Below are 20,250 nucleotides of genomic sequence, written 5' to 3'. Positions count from 1 at the left end.
CGGCTGCGGAACCTCGAAAAAATGTGGCTATAATCGAAGGCTGTTCCCCGATAGCTCAGTCGGTAGAGCGCCGGACTGTTAATCCGTAGGTCCCTGGTTCGAGCCCAGGTCGGGGAGCCAAGAAATGCAAAGGCCAGCAGGTTCATGCCTGCTGGCCTTTTTGCATGGCCCCGTTGTGCATGGCCCCGTCACGACGGCCCATCGGCCTTCGCCGGCCGACGGATCATGACCACCACCAGGGTCACCACTGTCAGCGGCACCACGAAGCCGAGCATGACGCCGGAGAAGCGTTGCAGCGCGTCGTGCTGCTGCGCCGCCAGGATGAGATAGGTCACGTAGGCGACGTAGTAGCCCAGGAACACGCCGCCCTCCCAGCGCGCGATCTCGCGACCGGTCATGAAGACCGGCAGGCAGGCCAGCAGCACGGCCAGCATCACCCAGATGTCGAAGGCCAGCAGGGCCGGCGCGATGTTCAGGCCAAGGTCACCCGACACCAGGCCGGACAGACCGACGCAGCCCAGGATGTTGAAGGTATTGCTGCCGACGACGTTGCCGACGGCGATGTCGCGCTCACCCTTGATGGCGGCCGTGATGCTGGTCGCGACCTCCGGCATGCTGGTGCCGGCCGCGACGATCGTGAGGCCGATGACGAGATCGCTCACACCCATGGCCTTCGCGAAGTTCACCGAGGCCTGCACCAGCCAGTCCGAACCGAACACCAGGGCGACCAGACCCGCGACGATCAGGCCGATCTGCGCGGCCCAGTGGCTGTCCCACGCACCGGCAGCGACCGGATGGACCTCGCTGGCCAGTTCCTCCTGCGCAGCCTGCGTCTCGCGGCGCGACTGCATGATCAGGAACACGGTGTAGGCCACGAGAAGCGCCGATAGGAGCCCGGCGTCCAGCATGGACACCCGCCCGTCGAGCGACAGCGCGAGCAGCACCAGGCCGGCCCCCACCATGATCGGCACCTCCTGCCGGATCAGCTGGATGTTCACCACCAGTGGCGTGATCAAGGCGCTGAGGCCCAGGATGAACAGCACGTTGAAGATGTTGCTGCCCACGACGTTGCCGATCGCGATGTCGTTGCGGCCGTCCATCACGGCGCCGATGCTGACGGCCACCTCGGGCGCACTGGTGCCCATGGCGACGATGGTCAGCCCGACGACCAGCGGGCTGATGCCGAAGGACAGCGCCAGGCCGGACGCCCCTCTCACCAGCGTGTTGGCACCGACCACCAGCAGGCCCAGGCCGCCGAGAAACAGGATCACGTTCATGGTCGCGGACTTTAGCCGCGGAAGTGGCCTCGGCGGCTGGCCGCTGCTAAAGTCTCGGTCAGGCGTGCGCCTTCTTGCCGGGCGCGTCCATTCCTCCGGCGCCATTCTTCACGCAAGACCTGCTGCCCCATGGCCGAATTCAAGAAGCGCCTTCGCCGCTGGCTGCCCACCGCTGAGACGATGGAACAGACGCGCGGGTTCGCCTGGCTGGGCCACTACCTGCGGGAACATCCCCGCCTGTGGGTGCTGCACCGGCGCGGCGTGGCGCTGGGGGTGGCGCTGGGCATCGGCATTGGCGTGTTCCCGGTGCCCCTGCAGATGCCGGCGGCCATGGCTGCGGCCGTTGCGCTGCGCGCCAACGTCGCCGCGGCGGCGGCGGCCACGTGGCTGACGAATCCCTTCACGATGGCGCCGATCTGGGGCCTCTCGGCCTTCCTCGGCTCCTTTGTCGTCCCCCCGGGCGTGGCGGGAACGCCCTCAGAGGTCGCGACGGCGTTCGATTGGACCGCACCGGCAACCTGGCCCGCCGCGATCTGGGAGCAGGTGGCCTCGTGGGGGCCGGCCCTGCTGGTGGGCTTTCCGCTGGCCGGCGTCGTGCTGGGCCTGGCGGCCTACGCCCTCGTGTATTCAGGCTGGGCGATCCTGATCCGGCAGGAGCGCCAGCGGCGCCTGCGGCGCGCCGCTGGCGATTGAGCCACTCGCGCCCAGGCACCATCGCTGCATCGGCACAATGGATGCCGCGATGCGACTGCCCTGGCTTCAACCCGGTGACCCCTTCCCCGACCCTGCGCGCGCGTGGGACGAACGGCAGCCTGCGCCCGGCCTGCTCGCAGCCGGCGGCGCGCTCGATGTGGACACCCTCCGGCGGGCCTACAGCAATGGCATCTTCCCGTGGTTCAGCGACGACCAGCCCATCCTGTGGTGGAGCACCGACCCGCGCATGGTGCTCTACACCGGTGAGTTCCGGCTGCACCGCTCGCTGCGCAAGACGCTCGCGCGACTGCTGCGCGACCCGGGCTTCGAGATCCGCTTCGACCACGACTTCGCGCGCGTCATCCGCGCCTGCGCCGGCAGTCCGCGCAACGGCCAGTCCGGCACCTGGATCGTGCCGGACATGGTCGAGGCCTACGTGAACCTGCATCGCGCCGGGTACGCCCACAGTGTCGAGACGTGGATCGACGGTGAGCTGGCCGGCGGCCTCTACTGCGTGGCCATCGGACGCGCCGTGTTCGGCGAGTCCATGTTCACCCGCGTGCCGGATGCCTCCAAGCTCGCGCTGGCCGCGCTCGTGGCGTGGTGCCGACAGGCGGGCGTGGCACTGATCGACTGCCAGCAGAACACCTCGCACCTCGCCTCGCTGGGCGCACGCGAGATCGCGCGTGCCGACTTTGTGCAACACCTCGCCCGCGTGACCCCGGAAGAGACACCACGCTGGCAGTTCCTCCCCGTATACTGGAACGCACTCCTGCGCATGCCGGCCTCCGAGTGACGCACCTCAAGGACCTTCCGCTCCAGACGCTGCAGTTCTACGCCACGGCGCCGTACCCGTGCAGTTACCTGCCGGGCCGCCAGGCGAGGTCCCAGGTCGCCACGCCGAGTCACCTCATCCACAACGACGCCTACTCGGACCTGGTCACCAACGGGTTCCGACGCAGCGGGATGTTCACCTACCGCCCGTATTGCGACGGCTGCCGCGCCTGCGTGCCCCTGCGCGTGAAGGCCGATGCGTTCCGGGCCACCCGCAGCCAGCGCCGCGCCTGGCAGCAGCACGGCAACCTGATGGCCCGCGTGCTCAAGCTGTGCTTCGTGCCCGAGCACTACCACCTGTACCTGCGCTACCAGACAGGGCGCCACGCCGGTGGCGGCATGGACCACGACAGCATCGATCAGTACACGCAGTTCCTGCTGCAGAGCCGGGTGAACTCGCGCCTGGTCGAGTTCCGTGAGCGCAACGCCGACGGCACCCCCGGCGCGCTGCGCATGGTGTCCATCCTCGACGTGCTGAATGACGGCATCTCCGCCGTCTACACGTTCTACGAGCCCGACCGCGGGTCCAGCTACGGCACCTACAGCGTGCTCTGGCAGGTCGAGCAAGCGCGCAAGCTGCGCCTGCCGCATGTGTACCTGGGCTACTGGATCGGCGAGAGCCCGAAGATGAGCTACAAGGCGCGCTTCAACCCGCACGAGGTGCTGGTCGACGGGCGCTGGGTCGCCGCGCAGGGCCCCGCCCATACCTGAGGTTCCACTGGCCCGCCATTGCCGGCCCATCGTCGCCGGATTCGCGGCCCCGTTCCATTTCATCAGATAAGATGGCGTGGCATGCGAAAGACCGATTCCCAGCCCCACGCCACCCCGACGATCCAGGTCATCGAGCGCATGTTCGCGCTCATCGATGTGCTGGCCTCCCGCGAGGACGCGGTCTCGCTCAAGGAAATCAGTGCGCGCACCGGCCTGCACCCTTCCACCACGCACCGCATCCTGAACGACCTGGCCGTGGGCCGCTTCGTCGATCGTCCCGAGGCCGGCAGCTACCGGCTGGGCATGCGGCTGCTCGAACTGGGCAACCTGGTGAAGGCGCGCCTGAACGTGCGTGACGCGGCGCTGGCGCCCATGCGGGAGCTGCACAAGCAGATCCAGCAACCGGTGAACCTGAGCGTGCGCCAGGGCGACGAGATCGTCTATGTCGAGCGCGCCTACAGCGAACGCTCTGGCATGCAGGTGGTGCGCGCGATCGGCGGGCGCGCCCCGCTGCACCTCACGTCCACCGGCAAGCTGTTCCTGGCCGCGGACGACCCCCAGCGCGTGCGCGCCTACGCCACCCGCACCGGGCTGGCGGGCCACACGCGCAACAGCATCACCCAGCTGCCCGCGCTGGAGCGCGAGCTCGCGAAGGCGCGCCAGTACGGCATTGCGCGGGACAACGAGGAACTGGAACTGGGCGTGCGCTGCATGGCCGCCGGCATCTACGACGACCAGGACAAGCTGGTGGCCGGCCTGTCGATCTCGGCACCGGCCGACCGGCTGGACGAGGCCTGGCTCTCGAAGCTGCAGGCCACCGCCAACGAGATCTCGGCCGCGCTCGGCCACAAGCCGCCCACCCAGCGCATGGCGGCCTGAAAGCCGCCACCGCCGGGCGGTGGTGCAATCAGCCGTTGACTTGGCGGATCACGATGTTGCCGCTGGGCGCGAGCGTGCCGGAAGTCGGCGGGGTGATGCGCTGCGGCGTGGCCTCCACCCAGCGGCGCACGCGCTCGGCGTCACCGATGCGGCTGAGGCGCCCGGCCGAATCCAGGAACACCATGATGAGCTTGCGGCCCGCCACCTTGGCCTGCATCACGAGGCACTGGCCGGCTTCGGAGATGTAGCCCGTCTTCTGCAGGACGATGTCCCACTCGGGGTTGCGCACCAGCCGGTTGGTGTTGTTGAACTTGAGCGTGCGCGTGCCGAGATCGACCTCATGCGCGGGCGACGTGGACAGTTCACGCAGCATGGGGTCGTTGCCCGCCACGGCGACCAGGCGCGCGAGATCCTGCGCGCTCGACTGGTTGCGACTCGACAGGCCCGTGGGTTCCACGTAACGGGTGTCGTTCATCCCGAGCTGGCGGGCCCGCTGGTTCATCGCCTCCACGAAGGCGTTCAGGCCGCCCGGGTAGGTGCGGCCCAGCGCATGGGCGGCGCGGTTCTCGCTGGCCATCAGCGCCAGGTGCATCAGCTCCCCGCGTGAGAGCGTGGTGCCGACCTTCAGGCGCGAGCCGGTGCCCTTCTCGGTGTCGACGTCGTCCTGGGTGATCGTGATCGGCTCGTCCAGGGGCAGGCCGGCCTCGCTGACCAGCAGGCCGGTCATGAGCTTGGTGAGCGAGGCGATGGGCAGCACCGCCATGTCGTTCTTGCGCAGCAGCACCTCACGCGTGTCCTGGTCGATGACCAGCGCCACGGAGGACTTGAGGTCCAGGTCGTCCTGCACCGTGTGCAGGCCGGCGAGCTGGCCGTACGAGGGGCGTGGCGGCACGGCGGCACGCACCACGCTGCGCTTCGCCGGCCGGCTGGCCACCTTGCCCGACTGGGCATCAAACGACTTGCTGACGCGCGCCTTCTTGGTGACGGTGGGCTTGCCATCGCGCTTGGCCACGCGCGACTCGGACTGCGCGTGGGCGACCGTCCCGAAGGCCAGGGCCAGCAGCGCGCAGGCCAGGGATTGTGCGAACCTGTTCAAAACGTGTCTCTCCTCGCGACATCCCTCGGGGAACTTCCTGGCACCTCGACCGCGCGAACCCCAGGGAAGGGACGGAAAACATACATGAATCAAGCACTTAGGAACATATCCTAAGATTTCGCACAAATTATAGGGGCTAACCCTCAGCCCTGTGCCGCCACGCGGTCTGCTTTACTTTGTAACTTGTTCAACGCGCTGAGGTACGCCTTGGCTGACGCGACAACGATATCAGGGTCGGCGCCGACGCCGTTGACGACCCGGCCGGAGTTCTGCAGCCGCACTGTCACCTCACCCTGGCTCTCGGTGGAGCCGCTGATGGCGTTGACGGAGTACAGCACCATCTCGGCGCCGCTCTTCACGTGGCTTTCGATGGCCTTGAGCGAGGCGTCGACAGGCCCGTTGCCATCGGATGTGCCACGCACCTCCTTGCCGTCGACCGAGAACACCACCTCGGCCTGCGGCCGCTCGCCGGTCTCGCTGTGCTGGCGCAGCGACACCAGGCGGTAGGTCTCCTGGTCGTGCGTGACTGCCTCGTCGCTCACCAGCGCGAGGATGTCCTCGTCGAAGATCTCGCTCTTGCGGTCGGCCAGTTCCTTGAACTTGGTGAAGGCGCTGTTGATGTCGGCCTCGCTGTCGAGCTGCACACCGAGTTCCTGCAGGCGCTGCTTGAAGGCGTTGCGCCCCGAGAGCTTGCCCAGCACGATCTTGTTGGCGCTCCAGCCCACGTCTTCCGCGCGCATGATCTCGTAGGTGTCGCGCGCCTTGAGCACGCCGTCCTGGTGGATGCCGCTGGCATGGGCGAAGGCATTGGCGCCCACCACCGCCTTGTTCGGCTGCACCACGAAGCTGGTGGTCTGGCTCACCATGCGGCTGGCCGCGACGATGTGCCGCGTGTCGATGTTCACGTCGAGACCGAAGTAGTCGCGGCGCGTCTTCACCGCCATCACCACCTCTTCGAGCGAGCAGTTGCCCGCGCGCTCGCCCAGGCCGTTGATCGTGCACTCCACCTGGCGCGCGCCGCCGATCTTCACGCCGGCGAGCGAGTTGGCCACGGCCATGCCCAGGTCGTTGTGGCAATGCACCGACCAGATCGCCTTGTCGGAGTTGGGCACGCGCTCGCGCAGGGTCTTGATGAAGTTGCCGTACAGCTCGGGCACCGCATAGCCCACCGTGTCGGGCACGTTGATGGTGGTCGCGCCCTCGGCGATCACCGCCTCCAGCACGCGGCAGAGGAAATCAACCTCGCTGCGGTAGCCGTCCTCGGGCGAGAACTCGATGTCGCCGCACAGGTTGCGCGCGAAGCGCACCGACTGCTTCGCCTGCTCCAGCACCTGATCGGGCGTCATGCGCAGCTTCTTCTCCATGTGCAGCGGCGACGTGGCGATGAAGGTGTGGATGCGCGCGCGGGCTGCGGGCTTCAGCGCCTCCGCCGCGCGGGCGATGTCACGGTCATTGGCACGCGACAGCGAGCAGACGGTGGAGTCCTTGATGGCGGCGGCAATCGCGTTCACCGCCTCGAAGTCGCCGTTGGAGCTGGCCGCGAAGCCGGCCTCGATGACGTCCACGCGCAGGCGCTCGAGCTGGCGCGCGATGCGCAGCTTCTCGTCCTTGGTCATGGAGGCGCCTGGCGATTGCTCGCCGTCGCGCAAGGTGGTGTCGAAGATGATCAATTGGTCGGACATGCTGCCTCCTGCTGGCTGGTCTGGCGCGCGCGCTGCAGGCCGGACACGATGGCCTTGAGCGACGCCGAGACGATGTTGGAATCCATGCCCACGCCGAACAGCGTGCGGTCGCCCACCCGCATTTCCAGGTAGGCGACGGCCCGCGCATCGGCGCCGGCGGCAATCGCGTGCTCATGGTAATCGAGCACGCGGATGCTTTCGCCGGTGGCCTTCGACAGGCCGTCGACGAAGGCGGCGATCGGCCCGTTGCCGGTGCCCTGGATCTGCCAGGTCGCATCACCCGCGCTCACCTGCGCATCGAGCGTCACCTCCTCGCCGGCCCCCATGGCCAGCACCTGGTGCGCCACGGCCGACCGGTCGAGCGCGAACTCGCCCTCGAACAGTCGCCACAGGTCGGCCGCCGTGAGCTCGGTGCCGTTCGCATCCATGACGGCCTGCACCACCTGGCTGAACTCGATCTGCAGGCGGCGCGGCAGCTCCAGCCCGTACTCGGATTCCAGCAGGTAGGCGATGCCGCCCTTGCCCGACTGGCTGTTCACGCGGATCACGGCCTCGTAGGAGCGGCCCAGGTCCTTGGGGTCGAGCGGCAGGTAGGGCATGTCCCAGAGGTCGCCCTCGCGGCGCGCCGCAAAGGCCTTGCGGATGGCGTCCTGGTGGCTGCCCGAGAACGAGGTGTAGACCAGATCGCCCGCGTACGGGTGCCTCGGGTGCACCGGCAGCTGCGTGCAGTGTTCGGCGGTGCGGCGGATCTCGTCGATGTCGGAGAAATCCAGGCCCGGGTCCACACCCTGGCTGTACAGGTTGAGCGCCACGTTGACCAGGTCCAGGTTGCCGGTGCGCTCGCCGTTGCCGAACAGGCAGCCTTCCAGGCGGTCGGCGCCCGCCATCACCGCGAACTCGCCGGCCGCGGTGCCCGTGCCGCGGTCATTGTGCGGATGGACCGACAGCACGATGCTGTCGCGGCGCGCCAGGTGCCGGTGCATCCACTCGATCATGTCCGCGAAGATGTTGGGCGTGGAATGCTCCACCGTCGAAGGCAGGTTGATGATGCACTTGCGATCGGGCGTCGGTTGCCAGACCTCGGTCACCGCGTCGACCACGCGCTTGGCGAACGCGAGCTCGGTGCCGGAGAACATCTCGGGCGAGTACTGGAAGATCCACTCCGTCTGGGGCTGACGCGCGGCCAGCTGCTGGAACAGGCGCGCGTTCGTCACCGCCAGATCGACGATGCCGTCCTCGTCGAGGCCCAGCACCACGCGGCGCATGACCGGTGCCGTGGCGTTGTACAGGTGCACGATGGCGCGGCGGGCACCCTGCAGGGCCTCGAAGGTGCGCTGGATCAGCGGCTCGCGCGCCTGCGTGAGCACCTGGATCGTCACGTCGGCCGGAATGAGGTCTTCCTCGATCAGCTTGCGCAGGAAGTCGTACTCGACCTGCGAGGCAGACGGGAAGCCGACCTCGATCTCCTTGAAGCCGATCGCCACCAGCATGCGGAACATGCGCAGCTTGCGCTCGATGTCCATCGGCTCGATCAGGGCCTGGTTGCCGTCGCGCAGGTCGACGCTGCACCACACGGGCGGCTTCGTCAGCACCGCGTCGGGCCAGGTGCGGTCCTTCAGGACGACCGGCGCGAACGGGCGGTACTTGGCGGCAGGGTTCTTCAACATCGGCATGGTTCTTCTCGCTCGGTGGGTGGGAACCAGCAGCCCCGACAAAGAAAAACGGCCCGCTGCTGGTGCATACGGGCCGTGATCCGGGAAATGCGCGTGCGCTACCGTCTCCGCCCGTGGGGGGATAGCAGTAGGGCCAGCGCGATTCGCTTCATGGTCATTGAATGTAGCACAGATGCACCGGCCGCAAGGGCTAGCGGTGCAGCCCGCTTTCTTCCGGCTCGTCGGTGGAGGTGCTGATGACGCTGGCGCGCTCGCCGCGCGCCTTGCGCCAGCCATAGAGCACATAGCCCGACAGGCCGTAGATCACGAACATGCCGAACAGCACCACCGGCGGGTGGATGTTGATGACGGCGATGCCCAGGGCGATCAGCACGATCACGACGAAGGGCACGCTCTTCTTCATGCTGATGTCCTTGAAGCTGTAGAACGGCACGTTCGTCACCATCGTCAGGCCCGCGTACAGGGCGATGGCGAACATCACCCAGTTCACGTCGTAGGGCTTGATGCCGTACTCGGTCATCAGCCAGATGAAGCCCGCCACCAGCGCCGCCGCCGCCGGGGAAGGCAGGCCCTGGAAGTAGCGCTTGTCCACGACCGCAGTGTTCACGTTGAAGCGAGCCAGGCGCAGCGCGGCGCAGGCACAGTAGACGAACGCGGCGATCCAGCCCCAGCGCCCCAGGCCCTTGAGCGCCCACTCGTAGGCAATGAGCGCGGGCGCGGCGCCGAAGGACACCATGTCCGAGAGCGAGTCCATCTGCTCGCCGAAGGCGCTCTGCGTGTTGGTCATGCGGGCCACGCGCCCGTCGAGGCTGTCGAGCACCATGGCCACGAAGACGCCCGTGGCCGCCAGGTCGAAGCGGCCGTTCATGGCCATCACCACGGCATAGAACCCGCCGAACAGCGCCGCCAGCGTGAACAGGTTGGGCAGGATGTAGATGCCCTTGCGGCGCTTGCGCACCACGATGCCATCGGCGGACTCGGGCTGGGGATCGTGCATGACGGTAGTTTAAGGCGCGCGGGGGTCGGGCGAAAAAAAGGCGGCCATCCGGCCGCCTCCTGGATTCCCGCCTGCGCGGGAATGACGGCACCCTCGTCAGTTGCGCGTCTGGTCGACCAGCTTGTTCTTGGCGATCCAGGGCATCATGGCGCGCAGCTGGGCACCCACCACCTCGATGCTGTGGGCGGCCGTGTTGCGGCGGCGCGCCGTCATGCTGGGGTAGCCGGTGCGGCCTTCCAGGATGAACATCTTGGCGTAGTCGCCGTTCTGGATGCGCTTGAGCGCGTGGCGCATGGCTTCGCGCGACTGCTCGTTGATGACCTCAGGGCCGGTCACGTACTCGCCGAACTCCGCGTTGTTGGAGATCGAGTAGTTCATGTTCGCGATGCCGCCTTCGTAGATCAGGTCCACGATCAGCTTCAGCTCGTGCAGGCACTCGAAGTAGGCCATCTCGGGGGCGTAGCCGGCTTCCACCAGCGTCTCGTAGCCCATCTTGATGAGTTCGACCGCGCCGCCGCACAGCACGGCCTGCTCGCCGAACAGGTCGGTCTCGGTCTCTTCCTTGAAGTTGGTCTCGATGATGCCGGCCTTGCCGCCGCCATTGGCCATCGCATAGCTCAGGGCCAGGTCACGGGCGCGGCCCGACTTGTCCTGGTGCACGGCCACCAGGTGGGGCACGCCGCCGCCCTGGGTGTAGGTGCTGCGCACGGTGTGGCCGGGGGCCTTGGGCGCGACCATCCACACGTCGAGGTCGGCACGCGGCACAACCTGGTTGTAGTGCACGTTGAAGCCGTGGGCGAAGGCGAGCGAGCCGCCCTGCTTGATGTTCGGCTCCACGTTGTTGCGGTACACCTCGGCGATCTGCTCGTCGGGCAGCAGGATCATGACGACGTCCGCCGACTTCACGGCGTCGTTGACTTCCATCACGTTCAGGCCGGCCTTGCCGACCTTGTCCCAGCTGGCGCCGCCCTTGCGCAGGCCGACCACGACCTTCACGCCGCTGTCGTTGAGGTTCTGCGCGTGCGCATGACCCTGCGAGCCGTAGCCGATGATGGCGACGGTCTTGCCCTTGATCAGGCTCAGGTCGCAGTCCTTGTCGTAATAGACCTTCATGGTTCTCTCCTAGAAATCAGTCGTTGGAATTGGGGGGGCGTCTTCAGACGCGGAGGATTCTTTCGCCGCGGCCGATGCCGCTGGCGCCGGTGCGCACCGTCTCCAGGATGGCGCTGCGGTCGATGGCCACCAGGAACGCGTCGTTCTTGCTCTGGTCGCCGGTCAGCTCGATGGTGTAGCTCTTCTCGGTCACGTCGATGATGCGGCCGCGGAAGATGTCGGCCATGCGCTTCATCTCCTCACGCTCCTTGCCCACGGCGCGCACCTTCACCATCATGAGCTCGCGCTCGGTGTAGGCGCCTTCGGTGAGGTCGACCACCTTCACCACCTCGATGAGGCGGTTGAGGTGCTTGGTGATCTGCTCGATGACGTCGTCCGACCCGGTGGTCTGGATCGTCATGCGCGACAGCGACGGGTCTTCCGTCGGCGCCACGGTGAGCGATTCGATGTTGTAGCCACGGGCCGAGAACAGGCCCACCACGCGGGAGAGAGCGCCAGGCTCGTTCTCCAGCAGCACTGCGATGATGTGTTTCATGAGTCTGCGGCGCAGGCATTTCGGTGCCCTCCCCCGCTGCCGGTAAGCAGCAGGCTCGACACGCGATAGCCCGGCCGTCCTTTGAGGTTTAGAGGTCTTCGCTGCCCAGCAGCATCTCGGTGATGCCCTTGCCCGCCTTCACCATCGGCCAGACGTTTTCCGTCGGGTCGGTGCGGAAGTCCATGAAGACCGTGCGGTCCTTCAGCTTGCGGGCCTCGCGCAGGGCGGGCTCCACGTCCTGCGGGCGCTCGATGAGCATGCCCACGTGGCCGTAGGCCTCGGCCAGCTTCACGAAGTTCGGCAGCGCGTCCATGTAGCTGTGGCTGTAGCGGCCCTCGTAGTCGAGTTCCTGCCACTGGCGCACCATGCCCAGGTAGCGGTTGTTCAGGCTGATCACCTTGATCGGCGTGTTGTATTGCAGGCAGGTGGACAGCTCCTGGATGCACATCTGCACCGAGCCCTCGCCCGTGATGCAGTACACCTCGCTGTCGGGCTTGGCCAGCTTGATGCCCATGGCATACGGGATGCCCACGCCCATCGTGCCCAGCCCGCCGGAGTTGATCCAGCGGCGCGGCTCGTTGAACTTGTAGAACTGCGCCGCCCACATCTGGTGCTGGCCGACGTCGGAGGTGATGTAGGTGTCGACGTCCTTGGTCAGGTTCCAGAGCGTCTCGATCACGTGCTGCGGCTTGATCACTTCCTTGTTGCCGCGGTCGTACTTCAGGCAGTCGCGTTTGCGCCAGCCGTCGATCTGCTCCCACCAGGCGCCCAGCGCCGCCGGATCGGGCCGCACGCCCGCCTCGCGGATGTTGGCGATCAGGTCGGCCAGGACCTCCTTCACGTCGCCCACGATGGGGATGTCGACCTTCACCCGCTTGGAGATCGACGAGGGGTCGATGTCGATGTGGATGATCTTGCGCTCGCTCTGCGCGAAGTGCTTGGGGTTGCCGATCACGCGGTCGTCGAAGCGCGCGCCCACGGCCAGCAGCACGTCGCAGTTCTGCATCGCGTTGTTGGCTTCGATCGTGCCGTGCATGCCCAGCATGCCCAGGAACTTGGGATCGGTGCCGCTCATGGCGCCCAGGCCCATGAGCGTGTTGGTGACGGGGTAGCCCAGCAGGTTGGCCAGGGTGCGCAGCTCGTCGGTGGCATTGCCCAGGATCACGCCGCCGCCGGTGTAGATGTAGGGCCGCTTGGCCGCCATCAGCAGTTGCACCGCCTTGCGAACCTGGCCGCCATGGCCCTTGCGCACCGGGTTGTAGGAGCGCATCTCCACCTTGTCCGGGTAGCCGGCGTAGGGGGTCTTGTTGAACGACACGTCCTTCGGGATGTCCACCACCACCGGGCCGGGGCGGCCGCTGCGGGCGATGTGGAAGGCCTTCTTCATGACCTCGGCGACGTCGCGCACGTCCTTCACCAGGAAGTTGTGCTTGACGATGGGGCGCGTGATGCCGACCGTGTCGCACTCCTGGAAGGCGTCGAGGCCGATGGCCGCCGTCGGCACCTGGCCGGTGACGATCACCATCGGGATGCTGTCCATGTAGGCGGTGGCGATGCCGGTCACCGCGTTGGTGACACCGGGGCCCGAGGTGACCAGGGCCACGCCGACGTCGCCGGTGGCGCGCGCGTAGCCGTCAGCCGCATGGACCGCGGCCTGCTCATGCCGCACCAGCACGTGCTGGATGGTGTCCTGCTTGTAGAACGCGTCGTAGATGTGCAGTACCGCGCCGCCCGGGTAGCCCCAGACGTACTTCACGCCTTCGGCCTGCAGGGCCTTGACGAGGATTTCAGCGCCGCGGAGTTCTTGCGTGGCACCACCGGTGGCGGTGGCATAGCTGCCGGAGGCAGCGGCGGCGGACACTTCCGCCTTCGAGATTTCCATGATCAACCTTTCGGGTTTCCTGAAACAGAACCTTGGGGTGCCCCTTCACACGCTCTCGTGAAGCTGCGTCGGGACTTAGAACCTCGTGCCATGGGCAGGCCGATTGCGCCGCCGGACCCGGGCTCGTTTGCCTTTTGACTTGCGGGCGCATTATCGCACCGCAGCAAGCCCCTGCCCAGCCGTGCGTCGCACCGGTGCCATAATGCCGCGCCGCCTGCGCTTCCCACGCTGCAGACCCGGCCCCTGCCCACCAGCCCGGACGCCTTGGCCACCGAACGCGAACTCTCCGACTTCCTGCGAAGCGTCGAGCGGCGGGCTTTCAAGCGCACGGTCTACCACGTGCGCGACGACGAAGCCGCGCTCGACATCGTGCAGGACAGCATGCTCAAGCTGGCCGAGCACTATGGCGACAAGCCGGCCGAAGAGCTGCCCATGCTGTTCCAGCGCATCCTGTCGAACAGCACGCTCGACTGGTTCCGCCGGCAGAAGACGCGTAATGCTTTGTTCTCCAATCTGGGGGACTTCGAAGCCGCAGGCGAAGACGGGGATTTCGATCTGCTGGAAACTTACGACGCCGCAGACGAGTCCCAGGCCACGGAGAGCTCGGAAGACACCGTGCGCCGGGCGCAGATCTTGCGTGACATCGAAGCGGAGATCCTGGAGCTCCCAGCGCGTCAACGGGAGGCGTTCCTGATGCGTTATTGGGAGGACATGGACGTCGCCGAGACGGCAGCGGCCATGGGTTGCTCGGTGGGCAGCGTGAAAACGCATTGTTCACGGGCACTTCAGGCCCTCAGCAAGGCTCTGAAGGCAAAAGGGATCCATCCATGACGACCATCTCAGCACAGCAGCACGCGGCCGACCAGTTCGGCCGCCGTGTCGCCGCGCGCCTGTCGGCGGCCGAGGCCGATCTGCCCTACGAGGTGAGCGAGCGGCTGCGCGCCGCGCGCGTGCGGGCGGTGGCCAGCCGCAAGGTGGCCCCCTCCCCCATCGTGGTGAGCCGCGGCGGCGCGGGCTCGCTCGCCCTGCCGGAAGAAGGCGGCCTGTGGACGCGCATCGCGTCCGTCCTGCCGCTCATCGCCCTGGTGGCGGGCCTGGTCACGCTGCACGGCTTCCAGGCCGACCGCCGCGCCAGCGAACTGGCCGAAGTCGACGCCGCCCTCCTGACCGATGACCTCCCGCCGGCCGCCTACACCGACCCGGGCTTCATCCAGTTCCTGCAGTCCCACCCGGACTGACCCTTTCCCGACGCCTCCATGCCGGCCACCCGCCCGAATCGCCTGAGTGCACCCTGGCTGGTCGCCGTGGGGGCGCTCGTGTTCGCGGGCGGCGCGGCTGCGGCGGCTGTGATGCAGGCGCAGGCCGGCCCCGGCCTTCACACGAGCCCCACCACCGTGGCGCAGGCCAACGGCCGCGCCAGGCCCGCCACGCCCGCCACCCCGCGTGCCGAGGCCTCCCCCACCTGGAACGAGCTGGGCGCCGCCCAGAAGCAGGCCCTGGCGCCGCTGCAGGTCACCTGGTCGACGCTGTCCGAAGGGCACAAGCGCAAGTGGATCGCCCTGTCGCAGAACTACGCCACCCTGCCGCCGCCCGAGAAGGCGCGCCTGCACAGCCGCATGGCCGAGTGGGCGGCCCTTTCGCCGCAGCAGCGCACCCAGGCCCGGCTGAACTTCGCCGAGACGCAGAAGGTGCCCGCCGATGACCGCAAGGCCAAGTGGGAGGCGTACCAGGCCCTCTCGGCCGAGGAAAAGCGGCGCCTCGCGGCCGGGGCCCAGAAGGCGAAGCCGCCTGCCCCCACCACGGCAGCCGCCGTGCAGCCCGTGCCGCCGCAGAAGCTGACCCGCACCCCCGCGCCGCAGCGGCCGGATGCCCGTACGCCGCGCATCGCCGGCGCCGCCGAGGTCGACCACCACACCCTGCTGCCCCCGCCCGGGGCGCTCATGGTCCAGCCTTGAGCAGCCCCGTGGATCTCACCGCGCCGTCGCTCGCGCGGCGAATGGCCTGCTGGCTGTATGAGGGCATGCTGCTGTTCGGCGTGCTGTTCAGCGCCGGCCTCGTGTTCAGCATTGCCGGCCAGATGCGCCACGCCATGGACCCGCGGCACGAACTGCTGCAGGGCTTCCTGTTCGTCGTGTGCGGCGTCTACTGCGTGTGGTGCTGGTCCAAGGGCCAGACGCTCGCCATGCGCACCTGGCGCATCCGCGTGGTGGACCGCCATGGCCGGGCCGTGACGCAGGGCCGCGCCCTGCTGCGCTACCTGTACTGCTGGATCTGGGTGGTGCCGCCCCTGGCCGCCCTGCAGGCACGCCCCTTCACCGGCTGGCAGCTGACCGCCCTCTTCCTGGGCTGGGTGGCCGTGTGGGCCTTGTCCAGCCGGCTGCAGCGCGAGCGGCAGTTCTGGCACGACGTCTGGGCTGGCACCCGCCTGGTGGACGCACCGCCGCCACGCTGATCCGTCACCCAACTCGGCGAGAATGCGTGCATGTCCGCTCCCGATGAGGCCCTGGCCGCCGAGGTCAATCCGCAGAAGCGCCGCACCGGTCTCAGCCGCATCTGGCACGCCACCGGCTATTCGCTGCAAGGCCTGCGCGCCGGCTGGGGCGAATCCGCCTTCCGGCAGGAGGCCTGCGCGGCCGTGGTGCTGATCCCGGCGGCGTTCTGGCTGGGCCGCAGCTGGGTCGAGACGGCCTTGCTGGCCGGCTCGGTGATGCTGGTGATGATCGTGGAACTGCTCAATACAGGCGTGGAGACCGCCATCGACCGCATCGGCCCCGAGTGGCATGCGCTGTCCAAACGCGCCAAGGACATGGGCAGCGCCGCCGTGCTGCTGGCCCTGCTCCTGGCGGCCGGCATCTGGATCGCCGCGCTCCTGCAGAGGTTTCAAGCATGACCCAGCCGACGTTCTCCATCTGCGTCTACTGCGGCTCCCGCCCCGGCGCCGATCCGTCGTTCGCCCGCACGGCCGCCGAGGTGGGCCAGTGGATCGGCGCGCACGGCGGCCAGCTCGTCTACGGCGGTGGCAACAACGGCCTCATGGGCGTGCTGGCCGATGCCGCCCTGGCCGCCGGCGCGCGCGTGGTGGGCGTGATCCCGCGCGCCCTGGTGGAGCGCGAATGGGCCAAGACCGACTGCACCGAGCTGCACGTGGTCGACAACATGCATCAGCGCAAGAGCCTGATGGCGCAGCACGCGGACGCCTTCCTGGCGCTGCCGGGTGGCATCGGCACGCTGGAGGAATTCTTCGAAGCCTGGACATGGCGCCAGCTCGACTACCACGCCAAGCCGGTCGGCCTGCTGGATAGCGGCGGGTATTACACGCGCCTGCTCGGCTTCCTGCGGGAAAGCGTTGCCAACGGCTTCATGAGCGACTGGCAGATGGACCTGATCACGGTGGGCGAGGCGCCCGCCCCGCTGCTGCAGGCCCTGGTGCAGGCCGCCGGCACGCGGCCGCGCGGCGTGGACGTGAGCCAGTTCTGATCAGACGGCCGTCTCGTCCTCTTCGCCGGTGCGGATGCGCACCACGCGCTCGACCGTGGTGACGAAGATCTTGCCGTCACCGATCTTCCCGGTGCGCGCGGCCTTGACGATGGCGTCGACGCAGCGATCCACGTCTTCGTCCTTCACCACCACCTCGACCTTGACCTTGGGCAGGAAGTCGACCACGTACTCGGCGCCGCGATAGAGCTCGGTGTGGCCCTTCTGGCGGCCGAAGCCCTTGACTTCGGTCACCGTGAGGCCGGTCACGCCGCATTCGGCCAGGCCCTCGCGCACCTCCTCCAGCTTGAAAGGCTTGACGATGGCGGTGATCTGCTTCATGGGTTCTCCAGGGGGATGCGGGGACGGTCAGGCTCGGAACTTGCCGGTAATAGGATAGCGCCAATCCTTGCCGAAGCTGCGGTGGGTGACCCGAATCCCCACTGGCGCCTGGCGACGCTTGTACTCGTTGATGCGGATCAGCCGCGCCACGCGCTCCACGGTCGGGCGGTCGAAGCCGGCGGCGACGATCTCCTCGATGCTCTGGTCCCACTCCATGTAGCGCGAGAGGATGTCGTCCAGCACCTCGTAGGGCGGCAGGCTGTCCTGGTCCACCTGGTTGGGCCGCAGTTCGGCGCTGGGCGGCCGCGTGATGATGCGCTCCGGGATCGGGTCGGCGCCGGTGCCATACGGATCGTTCGCGTTGCGCCAGCGCGCCAGGCGGAACACCGTGGTCTTCAGCAGGTCCTTGATGACCGCGAAGCCGCCGGCCATGTCACCGTACAGCGTGCAGTAGCCGGTGGCCATCTCGCTCTTGTTGCCGGTGGTCAGCACGATGCTGCCGAACTTGTTGGACAGCGCCATCAGCAGCACGCCGCGGATGCGGGCCTGGATGTTCTCTTCCGTCGTGTCCTCGGGGCGGCCGGCGAACTCCGCCGCCAGCGCGGTCTTGAACGACTCGAACATGGGCGCGATGGAGATCTCGTCGTAGCGCACGCCCATGCGCCGCGCCATCTCGGCGGCGTCGATCCAGGAGATGTCGGCCGTGTAGGGCGAGGGCATCATCACCGCGCGGACTCTGTCCGCGCCCAGCGCATCGACCGCGATCGCGAGCACCAGGGCGGAATCGATGCCCCCCGACAGACCCAGCAGCACGCCGGGAAAGCCGTTCTTGCCGATGTAGTCGCGCACGCCCAGCACCAGCGCGTGCCACAGCTCGGCGTCGGTGTCGGGTGCGGCGTCCACGCGGCCCGCGAGGCGGACGCCATCCGGCGTGGGCTCGGCCTGCACCATGAACAGGTCTTCACGGAAGCCCGGCGCGCGCGCGGCGAGCGTGCCATCGGCCTGCACGGCGAACGACGCGCCGTCGAAGACCACCTCGTCCTGCCCGCCGACCAGGTGCGCGTACACCAGCGGCAGGCCGGCGGCGCGTGCGCGGTCCGCCATGCGGGCCACGCGCTCATTGCTCTTGCCGGTGTGGAAGGGCGAAGCGTTGAGCACCGCCAGCAGCTGGGCCCCGGACGCGCGCGCCAGATGGGCCGGCTCCTCGAACCAGGCGTCCTCGCAGATCAGCAGGCCGACGTTGACGCCTTCGACCTGGAACACGCAGGTGCCCTGCCCCCGGGTGAAGTAGCGGTACTCGTCGAACACCTGGTAGTTGGGCAGCTCACGCTTGGCGTAGGTCTCCAGGATGCGGCCTTCGCCCAGGACGCTGGCCGCGTTGTAGCGCCGCTGCACCTGCACCGAGCGGTCCCGCAGGGCATCCCCCGTCGGGTGGCCCACCACCACATGCAGGCCCTTCAACCCCGCCAGCTCGCGGGCCACCTCGCGTACGGCATCATCACAGGCGGCGATGAACGCGGGCCGCAGCAGCAGGTCTTCGGCCGGGTAGCCGCAGATGGAGAGCTCCGGCGTGAGCACCAGACGCGCGCCCTGCTCGTAGGCGGCACGCGCCGCGTCGATGATGCGGCGTGCGTTGCCCGCCATGTCACCCACCGTGACGTTCAGTTGCGCCGTGCAGATTGTGAGAGCCATGGAAGCCGTGCCAGACAAGGCCGAGGATTATGTCATCCGGGTGTATCCCGAGGGCGCCATGCCGCCCGCGCGCGACTGGGACGCGCTGGTGGACGGCTGCGCCGAGCCCACGCCCTTCGTGCGACACGCCTACCTGGATGCCCTGCATGCCAGTGGCAGCGCCTGCGCGGACACGGGCTGGGCCTCGCGCTACCTCACGCTGTGGTCAGGCGATGCCCTCGTGGCCGCCTGCCCCCTGTACCTGAAGACCCATTCGTTCGGCGAGTACGTGTTCGACTGGGCCTGGGCCGAGGCCCATGCGCGCGCCGGCCTGCGCTACTACCCCAAGGCCCTGTGCGCCGTGCCGTTCACGCCGGTCCCCGGCCCGCGCCTGCTGGCCCGCGGCCCGGCTGAACGCGCGGCACTCCTGCAGGCGGTGCTGCAATGGTGCCGCCAGCAGCGCCTGTCGTCCTTCCACCTGCTGTTCGGCAATGAGGACGACATCGCCGCGTGCGTCCAGTCAGAGCTGCTGCAGCGCCACACCATCCAGTTCCATTGGCAGAATGCGGCCCCCACGCTCGCCCCTGAAGGGGCAGCGCTGCCCCCCGAGGGGGCTGGTTTCCCCTTGGGGCGGCCCGGCGGGGAAACCGGCCGCGCTGAAGCTTTCGAGGGCTTCCTGGCCACGCTGACGCAGGACAAGCGCAAGAAGATCCGGCAGGAGCGCCGCAAGGTGGCCGAGGCCGGCGTGACCTTCCGCCACGCGCGCGGCGCGGCCATCACGCCAGCGGACTGGGCCTTCTTCTACCGCTGCTACGAACGCACCTACCTCGAACACGGCAACCTGCCCTACCTGCAGCCGGACTTCTTCGACCGCATGGCGCGCACGCAGGCTGAGGCCTGGGTGCTCTTCATCGCCGAGCGAAACGGCCAGCCCATCGCCAGCAGCCTGATCGCCGTGGATGGCGAGGTGGCCTACGGCCGCTACTGGGGCGCGCTGGAGCGCGTGGACTGCCTGCACTTCGAGGCCTGCTACTACCAACCCATCGCCTGGTGCCTGGCCGAGGGCATCCGGCGCTTCGAGGGCGGCGCGCAAGGCGAGCACAAGATGGCCCGTGCGCTGCTGCCGGTGCGAACGAGCAGCGCGCACTGGCTGGCCCACCCGGGCTTCGCGCAGGCCGTGGAGCGCTTCCTGGACCGCGAGGGCGACGGCGTGCAGGGCTACCTGCAGCACCTGGCCGCCCGCAGCCCGCTGCGCAGGCCGGATTGAGGCGCGCACGTCGGCCGGCAGCGGGATCGACCCGCCTGAACCCGCTTTCGCGTCGCCAAGGTGACGCGCAATTCGGGCCGCCCCCCTAAACACGGGCAAACGCGGGGCGCGGGGCGCGCCAAAG

21 protein-coding genes and 1 tRNA gene are annotated in these 20,250 nt (G+C 68.2%); 12 read left to right on the top strand and 10 right to left on the bottom strand.

What is annotated here, in order from left to right; translation table 11 throughout:
- Positions 1–44 precede the first annotated feature (44 nt).
- Positions 45–120 (top strand) — tRNA-Asn (locus tag ACE3T5_RS00780).
- A 68-nt stretch (positions 121–188) separates the two neighbouring features.
- Here the strand turns inward: ACE3T5_RS00780 and ACE3T5_RS00775 are convergent.
- Positions 189–1,277, bottom strand: a complete 1,089-nt coding sequence (locus tag ACE3T5_RS00775) for a calcium/sodium antiporter (RefSeq protein ID WP_374663402.1) — start codon at positions 1,275–1,277, stop codon at positions 189–191.
- Between the two features lie 129 nt (positions 1,278–1,406).
- Between ACE3T5_RS00775 and ACE3T5_RS00770 the strand changes: the two genes are divergently transcribed.
- The 4 genes from ACE3T5_RS00770 (at position 1,407) to ACE3T5_RS00755 (ending at position 4,394) form a co-directional block, all read left to right on the top strand.
- Entirely contained in the window at positions 1,407–1,970 is a 564-nt protein-coding gene (locus tag ACE3T5_RS00770; RefSeq protein WP_374663400.1) for a DUF2062 domain-containing protein, read from the top strand.
- Positions 1,971–2,019: 49 nt separating this feature from the next.
- Positions 2,020–2,766 (top strand): leucyl/phenylalanyl-tRNA--protein transferase, encoded by a 747-nt coding sequence (gene aat / locus ACE3T5_RS00765; RefSeq protein WP_374663398.1) that lies wholly within the window; start codon positions 2,020–2,022, stop codon positions 2,764–2,766.
- Positions 2,763–3,515, top strand: coding sequence for an arginyltransferase (locus ACE3T5_RS00760; RefSeq protein WP_374663396.1), 753 nt, complete (start codon positions 2,763–2,765; stop codon positions 3,513–3,515). The genes aat and ACE3T5_RS00760 overlap by 4 nt, the downstream gene beginning before the upstream one ends.
- An 81-nt stretch (positions 3,516–3,596) precedes the next feature.
- Positions 3,597–4,394 carry an IclR family transcriptional regulator gene (locus ACE3T5_RS00755; RefSeq protein WP_374663394.1) on the top strand — a complete coding sequence of 266 codons (798 nt, stop codon included), beginning with the start codon at positions 3,597–3,599 and terminating at the stop codon, positions 4,392–4,394.
- Between the two features lie 28 nt (positions 4,395–4,422).
- Here ACE3T5_RS00755 and ACE3T5_RS00750 read toward each other — a convergent pair whose 3' ends face one another.
- The 7 genes from ACE3T5_RS00750 to ACE3T5_RS00720 form a co-directional block, all read right to left on the bottom strand.
- On the bottom strand, positions 4,423–5,490 hold the full coding sequence (locus ACE3T5_RS00750; RefSeq protein ID WP_374663392.1) for a serine hydrolase: 1,068 nt from the start codon (positions 5,488–5,490) through the stop codon (positions 4,423–4,425).
- 143 nt (positions 5,491–5,633) lie between these two features.
- Entirely contained in the window at positions 5,634–7,172 is a 1,539-nt protein-coding gene (locus ACE3T5_RS00745) for a 2-isopropylmalate synthase (protein ID WP_374663390.1), read from the bottom strand.
- Entirely contained in the window at positions 7,157–8,839 is a 1,683-nt protein-coding gene (gene leuA / locus ACE3T5_RS00740) for a 2-isopropylmalate synthase (protein ID WP_374663388.1), read from the bottom strand. Before leuA ends, ACE3T5_RS00745 begins: the two co-directional genes overlap by 16 nt.
- Before the next feature lie 196 nt (positions 8,840–9,035).
- Entirely contained in the window at positions 9,036–9,842 is an 807-nt protein-coding gene (gene pssA, locus ACE3T5_RS00735; protein ID WP_374663386.1) for a CDP-diacylglycerol--serine O-phosphatidyltransferase, read from the bottom strand.
- Positions 9,843–9,938: 96 nt separating this feature from the next.
- Positions 9,939–10,955, bottom strand: a complete 1,017-nt coding sequence (gene ilvC, locus ACE3T5_RS00730; RefSeq protein WP_374663384.1) for a ketol-acid reductoisomerase — start codon at positions 10,953–10,955, stop codon at positions 9,939–9,941.
- 43 nt (positions 10,956–10,998) lie between these two features.
- The gene (gene ilvN / locus ACE3T5_RS00725) at positions 10,999–11,490 is read right to left on the bottom strand and encodes an acetolactate synthase small subunit (RefSeq protein WP_204734889.1); all 492 of its coding nucleotides are present in this window, start codon (positions 11,488–11,490) and stop codon (positions 10,999–11,001) included.
- A gap of 88 nt (positions 11,491–11,578) precedes the next feature.
- Positions 11,579–13,372 (bottom strand): acetolactate synthase 3 catalytic subunit, encoded by a 1,794-nt coding sequence (locus ACE3T5_RS00720; RefSeq protein ID WP_374663381.1) that lies wholly within the window; start codon positions 13,370–13,372, stop codon positions 11,579–11,581.
- A gap of 264 nt (positions 13,373–13,636) precedes the next feature.
- Between ACE3T5_RS00720 and ACE3T5_RS00715 the strand changes: the two genes are divergently transcribed.
- The 6 genes from ACE3T5_RS00715 to ACE3T5_RS00690 are packed head-to-tail and all read left to right on the top strand — an operon-like array spanning position 13,637 to position 16,849.
- Complete coding sequence (locus ACE3T5_RS00715; protein ID WP_374663379.1) at positions 13,637–14,203, top strand: RNA polymerase sigma factor; 567 nt, start codon at positions 13,637–13,639, stop codon at positions 14,201–14,203.
- A complete protein-coding gene (locus ACE3T5_RS00710) occupies positions 14,200–14,610 on the top strand; it encodes a DUF3619 family protein (protein WP_374663377.1) in 411 nt (136 codons plus the stop codon). The genes ACE3T5_RS00715 and ACE3T5_RS00710 overlap by 4 nt, the downstream gene beginning before the upstream one ends.
- Positions 14,611–14,628: 18 nt before the next feature.
- Positions 14,629–15,327, top strand: coding sequence for a DUF3106 domain-containing protein (locus tag ACE3T5_RS00705; protein ID WP_374663375.1), 699 nt, complete (start codon positions 14,629–14,631; stop codon positions 15,325–15,327).
- The gene (locus ACE3T5_RS00700) at positions 15,324–15,824 is read left to right on the top strand and encodes an RDD family protein (RefSeq protein ID WP_374663373.1); all 501 of its coding nucleotides are present in this window, start codon (positions 15,324–15,326) and stop codon (positions 15,822–15,824) included. The genes ACE3T5_RS00705 and ACE3T5_RS00700 overlap by 4 nt, the downstream gene beginning before the upstream one ends.
- Positions 15,825–15,854: 30 nt before the next feature.
- The gene (locus tag ACE3T5_RS00695) at positions 15,855–16,262 is read left to right on the top strand and encodes a diacylglycerol kinase (RefSeq protein WP_374663371.1); all 408 of its coding nucleotides are present in this window, start codon (positions 15,855–15,857) and stop codon (positions 16,260–16,262) included.
- Positions 16,259–16,849: a TIGR00730 family Rossman fold protein gene (locus tag ACE3T5_RS00690; RefSeq protein WP_374663369.1), complete on the top strand. Its 591-nt coding sequence runs from the start codon at positions 16,259–16,261 to the stop codon at positions 16,847–16,849. Before ACE3T5_RS00695 ends, ACE3T5_RS00690 begins: the two co-directional genes overlap by 4 nt.
- Here the strand turns inward: ACE3T5_RS00690 and ACE3T5_RS00685 are convergent, their stop codons facing one another.
- Together ACE3T5_RS00685 and ACE3T5_RS00680 are read right to left on the bottom strand one after the other, a co-directional pair.
- Positions 16,850–17,188, bottom strand: coding sequence for a P-II family nitrogen regulator (locus ACE3T5_RS00685; RefSeq protein ID WP_374663367.1), 339 nt, complete (start codon positions 17,186–17,188; stop codon positions 16,850–16,852).
- Between the two features lie 27 nt (positions 17,189–17,215).
- Positions 17,216–18,880, bottom strand: a complete 1,665-nt coding sequence (locus ACE3T5_RS00680) for an NAD+ synthase (protein ID WP_374663365.1) — start codon at positions 18,878–18,880, stop codon at positions 17,216–17,218.
- On the opposite strand from ACE3T5_RS00680, the gene ACE3T5_RS00675 reads away from it, so the two are divergent.
- The gene (locus tag ACE3T5_RS00675) at positions 18,879–20,126 is read left to right on the top strand and encodes a GNAT family N-acetyltransferase (protein ID WP_374663363.1); all 1,248 of its coding nucleotides are present in this window, start codon (positions 18,879–18,881) and stop codon (positions 20,124–20,126) included. The two genes, ACE3T5_RS00680 and ACE3T5_RS00675, sit on opposite strands and share 2 nt — an antisense overlap.
- Positions 20,127–20,250: the final 124 nt, after the last annotated feature.

The organism is Ramlibacter sp. (assembly GCF_041916345.1).
Taxonomy (GTDB): Bacteria; Pseudomonadota; Gammaproteobacteria; order Burkholderiales; family Burkholderiaceae_C; genus Ramlibacter.
The sequence above is the reverse complement of the archived record's forward strand: the minus strand, read 5'-3'. Positions and strand labels throughout refer to the sequence as shown.